Annotated in this window: 13 protein-coding genes; 2 read left to right on the forward strand and 11 right to left on the reverse strand. The window is 67.4% G+C overall.

The window, feature by feature from the left end; translation table 11 throughout:
• Positions 1 to 14: 14 nt before the first annotated feature.
• The 10 genes from NZL82_RS13785 to NZL82_RS13830 form a co-directional block, all read right to left on the reverse strand.
• Positions 15 to 1,028, reverse strand: coding sequence for a chemotaxis response regulator protein-glutamate methylesterase (locus NZL82_RS13785; protein ID WP_261270325.1), 1,014 nt, complete (start codon positions 1,026 to 1,028; stop codon positions 15 to 17).
• Positions 1,028 to 1,897, reverse strand: a complete 870-nt coding sequence (locus tag NZL82_RS13790; RefSeq protein ID WP_261270326.1) for a protein-glutamate O-methyltransferase CheR — start codon at positions 1,895 to 1,897, stop codon at positions 1,028 to 1,030. Before NZL82_RS13790 ends, NZL82_RS13785 begins: the two co-directional genes overlap by 1 nt.
• A complete protein-coding gene (locus NZL82_RS13795; protein WP_261270327.1) occupies positions 1,894 to 4,089 on the reverse strand; it encodes a chemotaxis protein CheA in 2,196 nt (731 codons plus the stop codon). The genes NZL82_RS13790 and NZL82_RS13795 overlap by 4 nt, the downstream gene beginning before the upstream one ends.
• A 13-nt stretch (positions 4,090 to 4,102) precedes the next feature.
• The gene (locus tag NZL82_RS13800) at positions 4,103 to 4,372 is read right to left on the reverse strand and encodes an STAS domain-containing protein (RefSeq protein ID WP_261270328.1); all 270 of its coding nucleotides are present in this window, start codon (positions 4,370 to 4,372) and stop codon (positions 4,103 to 4,105) included.
• Between the two features lie 116 nt (positions 4,373 to 4,488).
• Positions 4,489 to 5,919: a methyl-accepting chemotaxis protein gene (locus NZL82_RS13805; protein ID WP_261270329.1), complete on the reverse strand. Its 1,431-nt coding sequence runs from the start codon at positions 5,917 to 5,919 to the stop codon at positions 4,489 to 4,491.
• Between the two features lie 164 nt (positions 5,920 to 6,083).
• Positions 6,084 to 6,596 (reverse strand): lactoylglutathione lyase, encoded by a 513-nt coding sequence (gene gloA / locus NZL82_RS13810; RefSeq protein WP_261270330.1) that lies wholly within the window; start codon positions 6,594 to 6,596, stop codon positions 6,084 to 6,086.
• 74 nt (positions 6,597 to 6,670) lie between these two features.
• Complete coding sequence (locus NZL82_RS13815; RefSeq protein WP_261270331.1) at positions 6,671 to 7,096, reverse strand: organic hydroperoxide resistance protein; 426 nt, start codon at positions 7,094 to 7,096, stop codon at positions 6,671 to 6,673.
• Between the two features lie 85 nt (positions 7,097 to 7,181).
• Complete coding sequence (locus NZL82_RS13820) at positions 7,182 to 8,573, reverse strand: efflux transporter outer membrane subunit (RefSeq protein ID WP_261270332.1); 1,392 nt, start codon at positions 8,571 to 8,573, stop codon at positions 7,182 to 7,184.
• A complete protein-coding gene (locus NZL82_RS13825) occupies positions 8,570 to 9,742 on the reverse strand; it encodes an HlyD family secretion protein (RefSeq protein ID WP_261270333.1) in 1,173 nt (390 codons plus the stop codon). The genes NZL82_RS13820 and NZL82_RS13825 overlap by 4 nt, the downstream gene beginning before the upstream one ends.
• A 3-nt stretch (positions 9,743 to 9,745) precedes the next feature.
• Positions 9,746 to 11,392 carry an MFS transporter gene (locus NZL82_RS13830; protein ID WP_261270334.1) on the reverse strand — a complete coding sequence of 549 codons (1,647 nt, stop codon included), beginning with the start codon at positions 11,390 to 11,392 and terminating at the stop codon, positions 9,746 to 9,748.
• A gap of 218 nt (positions 11,393 to 11,610) precedes the next feature.
• Here NZL82_RS13830 and NZL82_RS13835 point away from each other — a divergent pair, with 218 nt between their 5' ends.
• On the forward strand, positions 11,611 to 13,053 hold the full coding sequence (locus NZL82_RS13835; RefSeq protein WP_261270335.1) for a sensor histidine kinase: 1,443 nt from the start codon (positions 11,611 to 11,613) through the stop codon (positions 13,051 to 13,053).
• 29 nt (positions 13,054 to 13,082) lie between these two features.
• Here the strand turns inward: NZL82_RS13835 and NZL82_RS13840 are convergent, their stop codons facing one another.
• Positions 13,083 to 15,608 (reverse strand): PAS domain-containing sensor histidine kinase, encoded by a 2,526-nt coding sequence (locus NZL82_RS13840; protein WP_261270336.1) that lies wholly within the window; start codon positions 15,606 to 15,608, stop codon positions 13,083 to 13,085.
• Positions 15,609 to 15,883: 275 nt separating this feature from the next.
• On the opposite strand from NZL82_RS13840, the gene acs reads away from it, so the two are divergent.
• The gene (acs, locus tag NZL82_RS13845; RefSeq protein ID WP_261270337.1) at positions 15,884 to 17,836 is read left to right on the forward strand and encodes an acetate--CoA ligase; all 1,953 of its coding nucleotides are present in this window, start codon (positions 15,884 to 15,886) and stop codon (positions 17,834 to 17,836) included.
• The last annotated feature ends 7 nt before the right edge of the window (positions 17,837 to 17,843 follow it).

The raw sequence follows: 17,843 nt of genomic DNA on the forward strand, positions 1-17,843 counted from the left end.
GCTGGTGGCGACCATCATGCGCGACACCCGTCGATCAGGGCGGGCGCGATCCGGGCGAGCGTCAGCTGCCGGCTGACCGCGCCGATCTCGTGCGCGACGCCGGGCATGCCATAGACGACGCAGCTGTCGCGGTCCTGCCCCACGGTCAGGCAGCCCTGTCCGCGCATGGCCAGCAGCCCTTCGGCCCCGTCGCGGCCCATGCCGGTCAGAATCGCGCCCACCGCATGCGCGCCCGCGACCTTGGCGACGCTCTGGAACAGGCGATCGACGGAGGGGCGGTGGCCGCTGGTCGGATCGTCGGGGATCAGCCGGGCGCGATACTGGCCCGCCGTGCCGCCGATCTCCAGATGATGGGTGCCGCCCGGTGCCAGATAGACATGGCCGGGAAGCAGCGGCTGGCCGTGCCGTGCCTCGGCCACGGTCGGCTTGGACAGCCGGTCGAGCCGCGCGGCGAAGCTGGTGGTGAAGGTCGCGGGCATATGCTGGACGATGACCGTCGGCGGGCAATTGGCGGGAAAGCCGCTCAGGACCTGGATCAGCGCCTCGACCCCGCCGGTCGATGCCCCGATGGCGATCATGGACTGGGGGCGCGGCTGGAAATTCGCCATCGACACCGGTGCCGGCGGCAAGCCTATGGGACGAGGGCGGCGGCTGCCCGCCGCGGCCTTGACGCTGTTGATCAGGCTGCGGTCGACGCAGCCGGCAGCGGGCTTGGCGCAGCAGTCCACCGCGCCCAGCTCCAGTGCGCGGATCGTCACTTCCGCGCCCGCCTGGGTCAGCGTCGACAGCATCACCACCGGCATCGGGCGCAACCGCATGATGCGTTCGAGGAAATCGAGCCCGTTCATGTCGGGCATTTCGACATCCAGCGTCAGGACATCGGGGTCCAGCGTCTTGATCATGTCGCGCGCCTGATGCGGCCCTTCGGCGGCACCGACCACCTCGATCTCGGGGTCGCGGCTCAACATCCCCGCGATCAGCGCGCGCATGGTGGGGGAATCATCGACGATCAGCGTGCGTATGGCCATTAGGAGACCTTCTGAAAAGCGGTGCGACCGATGCAGCGAAAGCGCGCCGATACTTCCGGCGGAACGCGTTCGGCATGGCCAATGTAAATGATGCCGCCATCGACCATCTGGTCGGCGAAGCGCGACAACAGCCGGGCCTTGGTCGCTTCGTCGAAATAGATCATGACGTTGCGACAGAAGATGACGTCGAACGGCCGCTTCATCGGCCAGCCGCGCAACAGGTTGAGTTCGCGAAACGCGATCGGCGCGCGCAGTGCGGGGTGGAGTTCGTCCTGCTCCCCGACCCGGCGGCACCAGGCCTGGCGCATCGAGGCGGGCATGGCGCGCGTCGTGTCGAGCGGATAGCGCCCCGCGCGTGCCGTCGCGATCACGCTGGGCGACAGGTCTGTCGCGAGCAGGCGGAAATCCTGGTTGGCCAGCTTCTCGGCGGCGCGGACATCCTGCCCCGCGATGGTCATCATCAGCGAATAGGGTTCCTCGCCGCTCGAACAGGCCGCCGACCAGACGCGCACCCGCCCGCCACCCGCCAGACGCTGGAGGAAAGCGGGCCAAAGCTCGTCGCGGAAATGCTCGAAATGATGATTTTCGCGGAAGAAGGCGGTGTGGTTGGTGGTCAGCGCATCGACCGCCCGCGCCTTTTCCTCCGGATCATGCTCGATCATCGCCAGATAGGTCGGAAAGTCCGACAGCCCGCAGGCGCGCAGGCGCCGGGCCAGCCGCCCATAGATCAGCTTCGCCTTGCTATCGGGCAGCAATATGCCCGATTCGGCATAGATCATGTCCGCGATCGCGCGGTGGTCGGACGCCGAGAAGGCGAACTCCATCTCGCGGTCGTTGCCCTGGGGGACAATGGCGGACAGTGCGCTCACGCGGCGAGATCTTCGATGAATGCGCTCGGGCCGCGCCCGTCGCGCCGCCAGCGTCCGATCAGCGCATCGACGTCGAGGATCAGGGCGACCCGGCCATCGCCCAGGATAGTCGCGCCGGCCAGCCCGTGAATGGCGCGGTAATTGGCCTCCAGGCTCTTCACCACGACCTGACGCTGGTCCTGGATCGAATCGACCATCAGGACCGCCTGCCCCTGGTCGCTTTCCACCACGATCAGCACCGCATCCTCGGGCCGCGCCTTCGCGCCGTTCACGCCGAGCTGCTCGCCGACGCGGTGAACGGGAACATAGGTGCCGCGCACGTCGAGCAAGGGCGACTGGCCGCCCACCACATGCACCTCGTCGATGCCGGGACGCAGGCTTTCGACGATATGGGTCAGCGGAATGACGAAGGTCTGGTCGCCCACGGTCACGATCATGCCGTCGAGCACCGCGAGGGTCAGCGGCAGGCTGAGCGAGAAGCTGGACCCCTTGCCGAGTTCGGACTGGATGCCGATGCGCCCGCCCAGCGCCTGGATATTCTTGCGCACCACGTCCATCCCGACCCCGCGACCGGAGATGTTGGAGACGACGGCGGCGGTCGAAAAGCCGGGGGCGAAGATCAGATTGTCGATTTCCTCCTCCGACAATTGCGCATCGGGGGCGATGATGCCGCGCTCGATCGCCTTGGCCTTGACGCGCGCCCGGTCGATGCCGCGCCCGTCATCGGCGACGGTGATGACGATCCGGCCCGACTGGTGCGCGGCGGACAGCGTCACCACGCCCTCGCCATCCTTGCCCACCGCCTTGCGATCGGCGGGGGTTTCCAAGCCATGGTCGACGGCGTTGCGGATCAGATGGGTCAGCGGCTCGCCGATACGCTCGACCACGGTCTTGTCGACCTCGGTCATCTCGCCCTCGACTTCCAGGCGGACGCGCTTGCCGGTCTCGACCTCCAGTTCGCGGATGATGCGCGGCACGCGGCTGAACACCGTCTTCATCGGCTGCGCGCGGATCGCCATGGTCGAATCCTGAAGCTCACGCGTCAGGTGGTCGAGGTCGGACAGTTCGGAGATCGAGCCCATGTCGTTTTCGGACAGGCGCTGCGCCAGCATCGCCTGGGTGATGACCAGTTCGCCGACTAGGTTGACCAGCCGGTCCAGCTTGTCGAGATCGACGCGGATCGTCTGCGCTGCGGCCGCCGCGACGCGCGGGCCGCTCGCCGCTTCGGTCACGGGGGCGGCGGCGACCGGCGCGGGTGCCGGCGAAGGGGCGGGGGCAGGGGCGACCGGGGCGGGCGCGGCTGTCTCGACGATGGCGATCGGCGTCGGGACTGGCTCGACGGGGATCGGCTCGGCGGGGGACGGCGTCTCGACCGCGATCGCGCTGTCGCGCACGATGGTCAGGCGGCATTGCGGATCGGCAAAGTCAAAGACCGCGCGGATGTCGTCTTCCTCGACCGTGCCGGGCACCGCCATGGTGAAGCCGATATAGGCGCGTTCGGCATCCAGCGTGTCGAGCGGCGGAAGGGGGGACAGATCGACCCCCAGCGTCCGCCCGCCCATCCGCACCAGTTCGCGCAGCGTGAGCATCGGTTCGGCACCATGATCGAAGGCGCGCGGACCGGGATGGATGGTGACGATCCACTCGGCGGGACCGGCTTCCTCCTCCACCTCCTCCGCTGCCGCGGCCTGCAACGGCGCGGGGTCTTCGAGCATCGCGAACAGCGCGTCGAAATCGTCGAGCGCGGCGGCGGCGGCGGGCGAGGTGGGAGCGGGATCGGCAGCGACCTCGGCTTGGGTCGCGCCGCCGGGTATCTCGCCCTCGGCGGCGGCGGCCAGCCGATCGAGCATGGCTTGGTCGGCGGGGACGGATGCTTCGCCCCGCGCGGCGGCGACATGGTCACTCAACGTATCGAATGCCGCGACGATCAGGTCGATCAGTGGTTCGCTGAGTGCCAGGCTGCCGTTGCGGATCAGGTCGAGCAGCGTCTCGTAATGATGCGAGAAATGCTGGAGCCGCTCATGACCGAACGCCCCCGCGCCGCCCTTGATCGAATGGACCGCGCGGAACACGGTATTGATCGTCTCGTCGTCATGGCGCCCGCGCTTCAGATCGGCAAAGGCGGTTTCCAGCGTGCCGAGCCCTTCCTCGCATTCCTGGAAGAAGATTTGCTGGATCTCGTCGAGATTCATCGGATCGGGCCTTTCAGGCGACAGCGACGAGGGCGTCGAGCCCCGCCAGTGCGATCATCGAAGCCAGCGGCTCGGATGGTGCGTTCAATTCGAAATCGATGTTCAGCGTCGCGGCCATCGCCTGGGCTCCGGCCAGCACCTGAAGACAGGCCTGGCCGGTCTGGACCACCTGCGACCCGTCCAGGATGACGGCATCGCCCGATGCGATCAGGTCGAGCAGCGTCTGGCGCAGCGGAGCCGCGGCGGCGGTGTCGAGCACGGGGGCGAGGGGAAAGGCGGTCAAGGCTGAACTCCGGGGAGGTTGGTGGGCCACGTCATGGTCGGCGGGTCGGAAAGGGCGATGCAGGTCCCTGATCGAGCCGAAGCCCCCGCCCCATTACGGGGCGGGAGCGCGACCGATCAGAATTCGGTCCAGTCGTCCTCGTTGACGGCCAGGGCGGCGCTGCCCGCCGACTGCGGCACGGCGCGCGAGGCCTGGACGATGCGGCGGCCCGCGGCGGCGGCGCGCTGCTGCATCTGGTGGACCGGCTGGGGTGAGACGAAGCTGTCGCCCGGCGGGTTGTTGATGCGGAACCGGGCGATCTCGCGTGCCAGCCCGTCGGCCTCGACCGCCAGCGACCGCGCGGCGGCGGTCGCTTCCTCGACCATCGCGGCGTTCTGCTGAGTCACGCCGTCCATCGCGGATACGGCGGTGTTGACTTCCTGAAGCCCGATCGCCTGCTTCTCGGCCGAGCTGGCGATGTCCTCGACCAGCGTGCTGATCTCGGCGATCTGGACGATGATCCGCTCCAGCGCCTTGCCGGTGTCGCTGACCAGGCTGACGCCCGATTCGACCTGTTCGGAGCTGGCGAGGATGCGCGACTTCACATCCTTGGCCGCGTCGGCCGAGCGCTGCGCCAAGGCGCGCACTTCGGAGGCGACGACCGCGAAGCCCTTGCCCGCATCACCGGCGCGGGCCGCCTCGACGCCCGCATTCAGCGCGAGCAGGTTGGTCTGGAAGGCGATGCCGTCGATGACGCTGATGATCTCGGAGATCTCGCTCGATGCGCGTTCGATCCCGGCCATGGCGTCCACGGCCCGGCGCACGACCTCGCCCGACTGTTCGGCCTCGATCCGGGCGTCGGAGACCGCGCGGTTGGCACGGTTGGCGCCCTCGGCGGTCTGGCGAACGGTCGAGGTGATCTCGTCCATCGCGGCGGCGGTTTCCTCCAGGCTCGCGGCCTGCTGCTCGGTACGCTGCGACAGGTCGTCCGATGCCTGGCGAATGTCGTTGGCACCCGCATTGATGCCGTGCGTCGCGACCGTCACCGTGCCCATGGCGCGGGCGAGCGTTTCCATCGCGCGGTTGAAGTCGGTGCGCAGCTTCTCGTAATCTGCGGGGAAGGGTGTGTGGATCGTCTCGGTCAGATTGCCATCGGCCAGCTCGCTCAACCCCTTGCCCAAGGCGCTGACGACGACCTGCTGCGCCTGTGCGGCCTGCTGCACATGGGCGGCATTCTGGCGGAACACCTGAACCGCCTTGGCGATGCGGCCGATACAGTCGCGATATTCGGTATAGGGGACGTCGCCCTCGATCCGGCCCGCCGCCAAATTTTCCATCGTCACGACGCTGCCGACATAGGGATCGCAGATCAGCTTGCGGCTGACGCGCGACACGATCAGCGAGGCCAGCAACGCCACGCCCGCCGCGATGATCGGTGGGGTGGGGGCGATGCCGCCGCTGGCGACGATCGTCGCCGCCAGGCCGGTGGCCGCGATCGCGCCATAGACGATCGTCAGGACGTCGAACTTCAAGCGAATCGGCGCCGTCTTGGCAAACCAGGACAACATTACGGCAAACCCTCCAACGACCGGCCGGACGAGCAGGAAGAAGCTCGTCTTCGGGAAGACGGAGGGTCGGCGCGTACCAATTTCCTCCGGCTTGAATGCCCATAATGGTCACAAGCCGTAAATATCCGGTTTCGATAATCGCAGGTTTTGAAGGTAATATTTAATTAAGGATTGGTCCCGACACTCTCGGTCATCCCGCTCGCCGACAGGATTTCTATCCAATAGCCGTCGGGATCGGTGATGAAGGCGATATCCTTCATCTTACCGTCCTGGGGACGCTTCTTGAAGGGCACGCCCAGCGTCTCGAACCGGGCACAGGCCTCCGCCACGTTGGCGACGCTGATCCCGATATGGCCGAAGCCGCGCGGTTCGCTATTGCCGTCATGATAGCCCTGGAACGCGGGATCGGACTCGGTACCCCAATTATGGGTCAGCTCCAGCGTGGTTTCGCGGTTGAAGATGAAACGGGCGCGTTCGGCGGGATCCTCGGGAATCGTCTCCCCCTCCGCCAGATAGGCGAGGAAGTAGAGCGAGAATCGCATCTCCTCGAAATCGAGCCGCTGCAGCAGCGTCATGCCCAGCACCTGCTGGTAAAAGGCCAGCGAGGGCTCGGGATCGCGGATACGCAGCATCGTCTGGTTGAGCGCGAAGGATTCGGTGCCGGTGGGGCGGGTCATGATCGGGTCCTTTGAACGGCAAAGCCCCCCGCCTGGGTAGAGGCGAAGGGCTTCGAGTCGGTGAATGGCGGGGCTCAGGCGAGCGTCAGGCCGACATTCACATTGTTGCGGGTGGCGTTGGAATAGGGGCAGACCTGATGCGCGGCGTGCATCAGGCGCTCGCCGTCCGCGCGATCGACACCCGGCAGGCTCACCGCCAGATCGACGGTGATGCCATAGCCGCCTTCCTCGCGCGGGCCGAAGCCGACCTCGGCGGTGACGGTGGCGTCCGGCGGCACCTTCACGCCTTCCTTGCCCGACACCGCCTTCATCGCGCCCAGGAAGCAGGCCGAATAACCCGCGGCGAACAGCTTTTCCGGATTGGCGCCTTCGCCGCCCGGTCCGCCCATTTCCTTGGGGACGACCAGCTTGACGTCGACCGAGCCGTCTTCCGACCGCGCCGCGCCGTCGCGCCCGCCGGTGGCGGTCGCCTTGGTCTTGTAGATCACATTCACAGCCATATCGAATCTCCCATTGGCGATTTGGTTCAGAATCGGTTCGATGGCGTCAGCGCGTCAAGGTCGCGTGCGTTCCATGACGGACCGATTACCGTCCCGTCGCGCGGATCGCATCGGGGGACCAGCCGCCACCCATCGCCTGATACAGGGTGATATAGGCGGTCAACTGGCTGGCCTGCGCCTCGGCCAGTGCGAGTTCGGCGTTGAGGAGGCCGCGTTGCGCATCGAGCTGTTCCAGATAGGAGGAATAGCCCGCGCGATAGCGGTTGGAGGCAATGCGCAACGCATCGGCCTGCGCATCGCGCTGCCCCGCCAAGGCCACCGCCTGCTCCCCCGATCGGCGGACCGAGGCGAGGCTGTCATCCACCTCGCGAAAGGCGGTCAGCGCGGTGCGGCGATAGGCATAGGCCGCCTGATCGCGCCGCGCCGCGCTGGCATCCGCCTGCGCGCGCAGGCGCCCGGCGTCGAAAATCGGCGCGAGCACGCTGCCGCCGATAGAGAAGATGGTGATCGGATTGGCGAGCGCGTTGGACAGAACCACCCCCGCCGACCCGGTCAGCCCCAGGCTGGGCAGCATCGCCGCGCGCGCGCTGTCGAGTGAGCGGTCGGCGGCGACCAGCGCCTGTTCGGCCTGGAACAGGTCGGGACGGCGGCGCAGCAGATCGGCGGGCAACCCGTCGGGGATGGCGGGGCGGACGAGCCTGTCGATGGGCAGCCCGCGCGGAATCGGACCGGGGGTGCCGCCGATCAGGACGCTCAGCGCATTTTCCTGCCGCGTGACCGCCAGTCGGGCGGCGGCGACCAATTGCTCGGTCGCACGATACTCGCCCTGCGCCTGCCGCAGTTCGAGGTTGGAGGTATAGCCCGTCTCCGCCCGCCGCCGCGCGATACGCAGCGCATCGGCGCGTGCCGCCAGCGTTTCTTCGGCGATATGCAGACGGTGGTCCAGAGCACGAAGCGAGACGTAACCGCTGGCGACCGAGGCGGCGAGCGCTAGGCGGACGGTATCGCGAGCGGCCTCGGTCGCCAGCAGTTGCGCGCGTGCCGCCGCGCGCGCGTTGCGCAACCGGCCGAACAGGTCGAAATCGTAACTGGCCTGCACCACCGGCTGCGACCCGAACTGGTCGAGCCCGGTGCCGAAGGCGGTGACGCTGCGCCCCTCGGTCAGCGGCAGGCCCGCCGTCACATTGGGCGAAAGCTGCGCTCGGGCCAGCCGTTCCTGCGCGCGCGCCTCTTCCACGCGGGCCGCGGCGCTGCCCAGATCGGGGCTGTTGGCCAGTGCCTGTGCGATCAGCGCGGTCATTTGCGGATCGCCGAAGGCCTGCCACCAGTCGGCGGCGATCGGGCTGCCGGGCCCCAGCGCGGTGCGCCAGGCGGGCGGAGGCACCACGGCGGTATCGGCGGGGCGCTCCGGGCGCGGGCCGATACAGCCCGCCAGCGCCAGCGCGGCGGCGAGGGGAAGGGCGATGCGGGTCCTCATCGCACGCTCGGCCCGCCAGCCGTATCGACGCTGGCCTGCACCGACATGCCGGGACGCAGCCGCGCCGCCAGCGGCTGGCCCGGATCGATGCGGATGCGCACCGCGATACGCTGCGGCACCTTTGTGAAGTTGCCGGTCGCATTGTCGGACTTGAGCACCGCGAACTCCGAACCGGCGGCGGGGGAGATGCGCTCGACATGTCCCTTCAGCCGGGCATTGTTCAGGCCGTCGACGGTGAAGCTGGCGGACTGTCCGACCGCCATGCGCGCGGTCTGGGCTTCCTTGAAATTGGCGATGACCCAGGTCTCGGGCGGCACCAGGAACATCAATTGCGACCCCGCCGTGACATATTGGCCCAGCCGCACGCCGACTTCGGACAGGCGACCGTCCTCGGGCGCGCGGATGACGGTGTTGGCCAGGTCGATCTGCGCCAGCCGCCGTGCGGCCTCCGCCCCCGATACGCCCGCTTGCTGCCCGCCGCGCCCGACCTGCACCGTCCGAATGTCCTGTCGCGCGATCTCGCGCGCCGCCTGGGCCTGCCGCAGTGCTGCCTGCGCTTGCCGCAGGGTCGCCAGCGTCTGGTCGCGTTCGCGCAAGGACACCGATCCGTCGGTGACGAGGTCGTTGACCCGCGCCATATCGGCCCGGGCGCGCATCAGCTGCGCTTCGGCATTGGCGACAGCGGCGTCCTGCGCGGCTAGGCTTGCGGTGCGCGAGGCGGCCGCCTGTCGGCTGTTCGCCAGGGTCGCCGCCTGCGCCTCGACTTGTGCGGTCGCCTGATCGACGCGCTGGCGATAGATTCGGTCGTCGATGCGGACCAGCGGCTGGCCGGCGCGGACCGTCTCGAAATCCTTGACCAGCACGGCGGTGACATAGCCGCTGACCTGTGGCGCGATCACCGTGGTCCGCCCGCGGACATAGGCATTGTCGGTTGACTGGCGATCGGTCGCGAAGGGCGGCAGCCGCCACGCCGCCAGCACCGCCGCCACCCCGCCGATGACGAGCAGCGCGATCAGCGTGCGCGACCGCCATCCGCCCGATGGCGGCCGCCAACTCGAGGCCGGGGCGGGCGGGGGAACTGGTGCGGGGACGGGCGGCGGCACGCCCGCTTCGGCGGCGGCCTCCTCGGACATGGGGGTGGGGGAGACGGGCGATCGTGTGTCGGTCATGGCTTATGCCTTGGCAGCGGCGCGCGTGCGCCGGGCACGTCGCCAGGTCAGCAGCGCGAGGAACAGGGTGACGGCGGCGGCCAGCGCCGCGACCAGCCGGAAGACATCGTTATAGGCGCGGATATTGGCCTCGCGCGTGGCGGCCTGCGACAGCAAAGCGGCTCCTTCGGCGCGGGCGAGCGTCGGATCGCCGACCACGCCTGAGACTCGCGCGCCGCCCGCCTGGATACGCTGCGTCACTTGCGGGTCGGTGGGGTCGATATTCTGGACGATGGCGGCGCTATGCGCCTTTTCGCGGATCACCTGATAGGTACCCAGCAAGGCGGTGCCGCCCAGGCCGCCGACCGAATTGAGCACCCCGAACAGCGCGATGAAGCTGATCACATGACCCGCGCCCTGTTGCAGGGCGCGGGTCATCCCGAACAGCAGCGACGGGCCCAGGAAGAAAGTGGTCGAGAAAGCGATCAGCGCCTGGGTCGCGTACAGCTCTGGCGCGCGGGTGAGGTTGGTCGAAAAGCTGTCGGCATAGGCGGCGATGGCGACCAGCCCGATCGCGAACATCACCGGATGGGTCAGCCGGTTCACGTCCAGCGTCACCGCGCTCATGATCACCCCCGCGATCGAGGCGAGGAAGGCGATGGTGAACAGCGTCCCGAACTGGTCGTTATTCTGGCCCAGCGCGGTCAGCAGCCCGACCGCGCCGAAATTCTGTTCGGACAGGACGATGCGCGCCATGATCGTGACGATGGCGAAGCGGATGATGTCCATCGACCCCAGCCAGCGGGTGTTGAGCAACGGGTTGGCGCGGTGGTGCTCGATCCAGAGCGCGACGGCGAGCAGCGGAATGGCGATGGCGAGCGCCCAGCCTATCCAGGCCGCCTGGGTCCACCACACCAGCCGACCCTGGCCCAGCACCGCACAGAACAGTCCGATGGCGGGGGCGTAGAGCGCGAAGGTCAGGAAATCGAGCGGCTCGAACGCCTTGACCCGCTGCGTCGGCGGCAGGCGCAACGCGATGATCGCGGCAAGGCTGACCGCCGCCAGGCCGAACTCGAACATGTAAAGCGTCCGCCACTGCGACATGGCGAGCAACTCGGGCGAGAAGAGCCGCGCCAGCGGCGTCGCGCATTGCGGCACGCCGATGCCCAGCACGATCGCCTTCAACCGCCACTTCGCCGGCAGGGCCTGCATCATATAGTATAGCCCCAGCGACGACAGCGCCGCCGCCGCCATGCCGCTCGCCGCGCGCACCGCGATCGCGGTGGAGAAGTCGCGCACGAACAGATGCGCGAAGGTCAGGATCGTGTAGAGCCCGGCGAACAGCAGCGCGAAGGGGCGCAGCCCGAATTGCTGGCGGAACTTGATCAGCAACAGATTGATCGAGGCGTTCGTCATGACATAGACGATGGGCAGCCACGCGATCTCGGTCGGGTCCAGCCCCAGTGCGCCCTGCAACTGCACCGTATTGACCTGGACCAGCGCATTGCCCAGCCCGCCGGTCAGCCCGATCAGGACGGCGATGACGCCATAGGCGATGCGCCGGCGGTGGGGATGGTCGAAATTGCCGGGCGATCCGGGAATGGTCGGCCGCTCATGCGGGGCGAAGGACCAGTCCTCCTCGCTCCAGAATTGCCAAAACCGCGATGCCATCCCCATCCTTTCATCCCGTCGCGCCAAACGCGCAAGCGGGCGACTCGGGTGCGTGGGGCACGCGGACTGGCGCAAAAGCGCGCCATCGGAGATCGTCGCGGCCCTGCGAAGGCCGGGGCCGATCCGACATATGTTCGTTACGGCGCCGACCGCCCCTGCTATTCTCTGTCCCGGTGCGGCGGGCATTCGCGGCGCGCACCAACGTGGATGAGGAAGCCATGGATAAGCGTAAGCCCGGATTGCCGGTGAGCCATGACCTGCTTCAGGCGACGATGGATGCGTCGACCGACATGATCCAGGTGTTCGAGGCGATCCGGGACGATGCGGGGCAGATCGTCGATTTCCGTTGGGTGCTGAACAACCATACCTCCGAAAGCCTGTACGGCGATGTCCGCGGCCAGAGCCTGCTTGAGCGCAATCCCGGCGTGGTGGTGGAGGGGATTTTCGACACCTTCCGGCGGGTGACGGAGACCGGGATCGCCGAGCAGAACGAACGGCATTATGTCCATGAGCAGTTCGACGGCTGGTTCTATCAGACGGTGGTCAAGCTGGGTGACGGCGTGGCGACGACCACGCGCGACATTACCGAGTGGAAGACGTCGCAGGCCGAACTCATGCGGCTTCGCGAGGAGATGGTGCGGATCAAGCTGGCCGATAGCGAGAGCCAGTTGGCGGCGATCTTCGCCACCGCACCGGTGGGTCTGTCCGTCATCGCGCCCGATGGCCGGTTCCTGCGGGTCAATGACGAGCTTTGCCGGATCGTCGGGCGGCCGCGCGAGGCGGTGCTGGCATTGGGCGTTGCCGACCTGACCCATCCCGATGACGTCGGCCCCAGCCTGGACGCGATGGAGCGGGCCGCCGCGACGGGAATGCCCGGCGCGCTCGACAAACGCTATCGCCGCCCCGACGGGACGCTGGTCTGGGCCAGCAGCACCATTTCGTTGCTGCCTTACGGCCAGGATCGGGCCAACCGCTTTCTGGTCGTCACCTCCGACCTGACCGAACGGCGCAAGGCCGATGCGTTGCAGCGCGTACTGATCGCCGAGTTGCAGCATCGCACCAGCAATCTGATGGGCGTGATCCGATCGATCGCGAATGACAGCGTGCGGGCGAACGACGATCTCGTGGGTTTCCACACCCAGTTCAACGACCGGCTGGAGGCGCTGTCGCGGGTGCAGGGCCTGTTGTCGCGGCTGAGTGAGCATGACCGGGTGTCGTTCGACGACCTGATCCGCGGCGAGGTGGATGCGATGGGGGGACGTGCCGACCGCGTCACGCTGGACGGGCCCGCCGGGGTCCGCCTCCGCTCCTCGACCATCCACACGCTCGCCATCGCGCTGCATGAACTGGCGACCAATGCGGTCAAATATGGCGCGCTGGGGCAGTCGGGTGGCCGCCTGTCGATCCGGTGGACGCTGGAGGCGGACGGCGAAGGGGGAAAGCCGTGGCTGCATATCGACTGGCAGGAAAGCGGCGTCGATATGCGCGCGACCGACCCGGCGCGGCATCGCGGCGGGCAGGGGCGCGAGCTGATCGAGCAGGCGCTGCCCTATCAACTGGGTGCCCGCACCACCTATGTGCTGGGGCCGGAAGGCGTTCACTGCACCATCGCCATGCCGGTTTCGAACAGCATGGCCATGGGCACGGATGGCGCGGCGTAGGAACGGCCGCCCGCCTCCGGTCCGTCTCGTCACTCGTCCAGCATCGCCCGGATGCGCGCCGCCAGATCGGCGAAGTCGAACGGCTTGGTGATCAGCGCCACGCCGGCGTCCAGTCGTCCGCCATGGACGATCACGTCACGGGCATAGCCGGTGGTGAACAGCACCTTCAACTGCGGGTGAAGCGACCGCGCGGCGGAGGCCAGGTCCGCTCCGGTCATGCCCCCCGGCAGCACCACGTCCGAGAACAGCAACGCGATCCGGCACGCCTCCGGCGCGTCGAGCAGCGCGAGCGCGGATGCGCCGTCATCGGCCTCCAGCACGTCATAGCCGAGTTCGCGCAAGGCCTCGGTCGAATAGGCGCGGACATCGGCATCGTCCTCGACCACCAGGATCGTCTCCGAGCCCCGCGTCGGGCGGGTGGCGGCAGGGGCCTCGACGATCGGGGCCGCCTCGCCATGGTGGCGGGGCAGGAAAAGCGTGACGCAGGTGCCCCGACCGGGATGCGAATCGATATGAACCTGCCCGCCCGATTGCTTGGCGAAACCATAGACCATCGACAGGCCCAGGCCGGTACCCTTGCCGACCTCCTTGGTGGTGAAGAAGGGCTCGAACACCCGGCCCAGCGTCGCGCGGTCCATGCCGATGCCGGTGTCGCTGACGTCGATCGCGACATAGTCGCCGGGATCGGTCGGATAGGGGACGGGCCCCGCCGCCATCGTCGCCAGCCCGTCCAGCGTCGCATTGCGCATCCTGATCGACAGGGTGCCGCCATGCGGCATGGCGTCGCGCGCATTGACCGCCAGGTTCAGGATCGCGCTTTCGAGCTGGTTGGGATCGGCCTCGACCGTCCACAGGTCCGGGGTGGCCTCGACCGCCAGAGACACTTGCTCGCCCAGCGTCCGGGTCAGCAGATCGGACAGCCCATCGACCAGCCGCACCGTATCGACCGATTGCGGGGCGAGCGGTTGCCGCCGCGAAAAGGCGAGCAGCCGCTGGGTCAGCGTCGCGGCACGCTTGGCCCCTGTCATCGCATTGATCGCGGCCCGCTTGGCGCGGGGATGCTCGTCGATCGGCAGGAAACGGTCGAGCATCTCCAGATTGCCGACCACGACCTGAAGCAGATTGTTGAAGTCGTGCGCGATGCCACCCGTCAACTGGCCGACCGCTTCCATCTTCTGGCTCTGGCGGAGCTGCGCCTCCATGTCGGCCAGCCTTTCCTGCTGCGCCAGTCGTTCCGAAACGTCGGTCGCGAACTGATAGGCGCCCAGCGGGGTGCCGTCCGTGGAGACCAGCGGGCTGAAGCGCAGTTCGTAATGCCGCCGCGTGCCGTCCATATCGTCCAGCGCCTGGATGACCGAGAAATCCTCGCCCGCCAGCACGCGCGTCCAATAGCCGCGCATGATCGCCAATATGTCGGGCCGACGCGCCATCGCGTCGCTCTTGTTCTGGCCGATCTGGGGGCGGATGCCGAAGATACGCTCGAAATCGTCGGCGGCGGCGCGATTGATCGCCAGATAATGATGGTCGAAGCCCAGGACCTGAACCATCGTGCCGGTCGAATCGATGATGTCGGCGAACAGCTTGCGCTCGGACAGCGCCTCGGCCACACGCCGCTCCAGCTCCGCATTGACGTCGCGCAACGTCTCTTCGGCGCGGCGGCGCTCGTCGATGTCGAACACCGAACCGACCATGCCCAGATAGGTGCCGTCCTCGTCGATGCGCGGGATCGCGGTCACCATCGACCAGCGATAGCCGCCGTCATGGTGCAGCATGCGGAATTCGAGGTTGAACGCTTCGCGCCTTTCGCTCGCGTCGCGGAATGCGGCCTCGAGCGTGGCGCGGTGGTCGGGGAAGATCGCCTTCAGCCATTGGAAGTCGAGCCCCTGCTCGATCGGCAGGCCGGTCTGTACGGTCCAGGCGCGGTTGACATAGACGCAGTGGCCGTCCGCCCGCGTGACCCACATGATGATCGGCGCATGGTCGGCGACGTTGCGGAACCGGGCCTCGCTTTCGCGTGCGGCGGCGATGGCGGCCTCACGCTCCTGCCGGTCGCGCATCCGGGCGCTGCTGTCGATCACCGTCGCCATGATACCCGCGGGCCGCCCGCTCTCGTCCGCGACCGGCGTATAGTCCAGGTCGAGCCAATGCTGCTCGGGCACGCCCCGGTGTGCCAGCAACATCGCCTGGTCGCGATAGGCCAGCGGTTCCCCGCCCAGCACGGTCGCGATCACCTGCGCATTGAAGACCGCGGCTTCCGGCCAGCTGTCGACCAGTTTCTGCCCCAGGATCGCGGGGTGCCGGTCCCCGGAAAAGGCGGCATAGGCGGCATTGTAGATCAGAATGCCCTGGGGCCCCCAGATCGCCGCGGTCGGAATCGAGGATGCCAGCGCGATGCCGATCGCGGTCAGGCGGCTTTGCGGCCAGCCGGCGATGGGGCCCAGCGGCGTCTCGTTCCAGTCGAAGCCCGCGATCAGCCGTCCCATTTCGCCGCTGCGCGCCAAGATGGCGGCAAACCCGGCGGGAATGTCGGCTGGATCATGGGCAGTCGCGATCATGCTCGGTCCGTCCCCCCTCGAAACCTGGCCCAAGTGACGCTGTAGCGTTGCTTTGACCTGAGGAACAGGGAAAGCTGCCCGCATCTTGCTCGGAATGGAGTAATTTTTTGTAAAACCTCGCCTGCTCTTTGTCGGCGGCGTCGTTACGTTTTTAACCTTTGACGTATTGCGTACCCGATCCGGCGAGCCGCTGCGGCGCACACTTTGTCACGGACCCGATAGGCATTTGCCATGTTGGACTGCTAAAGATTGCTGCAAATAGGAGAGAGACAGGCATGAGCGCACAACTTCACCCTGTACCCGATTGGGCTGCCAGCGCGTCGATGGACGCCGATGGCTATGCCCGCGCCTATGACGCGGCGCGGACCGATTCGGACGGCTATTGGCGCGAACAGGCAGGGCGGCTGGACTGGATCACGCCCTTCACCACCGTGAAGGACACCAGCTTCGCCGAGGCGGATTTCCGCATCAAGTGGTTCGCCGACGGGCAGTTGAACGTCGCGGCCAATTGCATCGACCGCCATCTGGAGACACGCGCCGATCAGGTCGCGATCCTGTGGGAAGGCGATGCCCCCGGCACCGAGCGGCGGATCACCTATTGCGAGCTTCACGAACAGGTCTCGCGCCTCGCCAATGCGCTGAAGGGGCTGGGCGTCGCCAGGGGCGACCGGGTCACCATCTATCTGCCGATGATCCCCGAAGCCGCCTTCGCGATGCTGGCCTGCGCCCGGATCGGTGCGATCCATTCGATCGTGTTCGGAGGCTTCTCCCCCGAAAGCCTCGCCAATCGCATCGTCGATTGCGACTCGCGCATCGTCATCACCGCGGATGGCGGCTGTCGCGGGGGCAAGGCGGTGCCGCTCAAGGCCAATGTCGATGCCGCGCTGGAGCATGACGGGGTGGTGGTCGATCATGTCGTAGTGGTCCGCCACAGCGGCGTCGATGTGACGATGAAGCCGGGCCGCGACGCCTGGTATGGCGATCTGGTCGAAGCCGCCGCCACGGACTGTCCGCCGGAGCCGATGGGGGCGGAGGACCCGCTGTTCATCCTCTATACCAGCGGCTCGACCGGCAAGCCCAAGGGCGTGTTGCACACCAGCGGCGGCTATCTGCTTTGGGCGTCCTACACCCACCAACATGTCTTCGACTATCGCGAGGGTGAGGTCTTCTGGTGTGCCGCCGATGTCGGCTGGGTCACCGGGCACAGCTATGTCGTCTATGGCGCGCTCGCCAATGGTGCGACGACGCTGATGTATGAGGGCGTGCCCAATTACCCCGATTTCAGCCGCTTCTGGCAGATCGTCGACAAATATCGGGTCGCGACCTTCTATGCCGCGCCGACCGCGCTTCGTGCCTTGATGCGCGAGGGCGACGAATGGGTGAAGAAGACCGATCGGTCGTCCTTGCGCGTGCTGGGGTCGGTGGGCGAGCCGATCAATCCCGAAGCCTGGGAATGGTATTATCATGTGGTCGGCGACGGGCGCTGTCCGATCGTCGACACCTGGTGGCAGACCGAGACCGGTGGTCACATGATCGCCCCGATCCCCGGTGCGATCCCGCTGAAGGCCGGTTCGGCAACCAAGCCGCTGCCCGGCATATTGCCGCAGATCGTCGATGCCGAGGGCAAGGTGCTGGACGGCGCGGTGGAGGGCAATCTGGTCATCGCCGATAGCTGGCCGGGACAGATGCGCACCGTCTGGGGCGATCACGACCGCTTCTTCCAGACCTATTTCACCACCTATCCGGGCAAATATTTCACCGGCGACGGGTGCCGGCGCGACGAGGACGGCTATTACTGGATCACCGGCCGCGTCGATGACGTCATCAATGTCTCGGGCCACCGCATGGGCACCGCCGAGGTCGAGTCCGCGCTGGTCGCCCATGTGAAGGTCGCGGAGGCGGCGGTGGTCGGCATGCCCCATGATGTGAAGGGGCAGGGCATCTATGCCTTCGTCACGCTGAATGCCGGTGTCGAGGAAGACGAGGCGCTACGTGCCGAGTTGGTCCAGTGGGTCCGTCGCGAGATCGGACCGATCGCCACCCCCGACGCGCTGCAATTCGCGCCCGCTCTCCCGAAAACCCGCTCGGGCAAGATCATGCGTCGCATCCTGCGCAAGATCGCCGAGAATCAGGTCGATGCGCTGGGCGACACGTCGACGCTGGCCGACCCCGCGGTGGTGGACCATCTGGTCGCCAACCGGATCGAGCCGGGGAAGAAGGCGGCGTGATGCCGGA

Source organism: Sphingomonas sp. LC-1, assembly GCF_025371035.1.
In the GTDB taxonomy this organism is placed as follows: Bacteria; Pseudomonadota; Alphaproteobacteria; order Sphingomonadales; family Sphingomonadaceae; genus Sphingomonas; species Sphingomonas sanguinis_E.

Coding starts and splice junctions, on each gene's coding strand:
- NZL82_RS13805 (WP_261270329.1), bottom strand. CDS start 5,919: ATGTTGTCCTGGTTTGCCAAGACGGCGCCGATTCGCTTGAAGTTCGAC.
- NZL82_RS13815 (WP_261270331.1), bottom strand. CDS start 7,096: ATGGCTGTGAATGTGATCTACAAGACCAAGGCGACCGCCACCGGCGGG.
- NZL82_RS13785 (WP_261270325.1), bottom strand. CDS start 1,028: ATGGCCATACGCACGCTGATCGTCGATGATTCCCCCACCATGCGCGCG.
- gloA (WP_261270330.1), bottom strand. CDS start 6,596: ATGACCCGCCCCACCGGCACCGAATCCTTCGCGCTCAACCAGACGATG.
- acs (WP_261270337.1), top strand. CDS start 15,884: ATGAGCGCACAACTTCACCCTGTACCCGATTGGGCTGCCAGCGCGTCG.
- NZL82_RS13840 (WP_261270336.1), bottom strand. CDS start 15,608: ATGATCGCGACTGCCCATGATCCAGCCGACATTCCCGCCGGGTTTGCC.
- NZL82_RS13795 (WP_261270327.1), bottom strand. CDS start 4,089: ATGAATCTCGACGAGATCCAGCAAATCTTCTTCCAGGAATGCGAGGAA.
- NZL82_RS13830 (WP_261270334.1), bottom strand. CDS start 11,392: ATGGCATCGCGGTTTTGGCAATTCTGGAGCGAGGAGGACTGGTCCTTC.
- NZL82_RS13835 (WP_261270335.1), top strand. CDS start 11,611: ATGGATAAGCGTAAGCCCGGATTGCCGGTGAGCCATGACCTGCTTCAG.
- NZL82_RS13820 (WP_261270332.1), bottom strand. CDS start 8,573: ATGAGGACCCGCATCGCCCTTCCCCTCGCCGCCGCGCTGGCGCTGGCG.
- NZL82_RS13825 (WP_261270333.1), bottom strand. CDS start 9,742: ATGACCGACACACGATCGCCCGTCTCCCCCACCCCCATGTCCGAGGAG.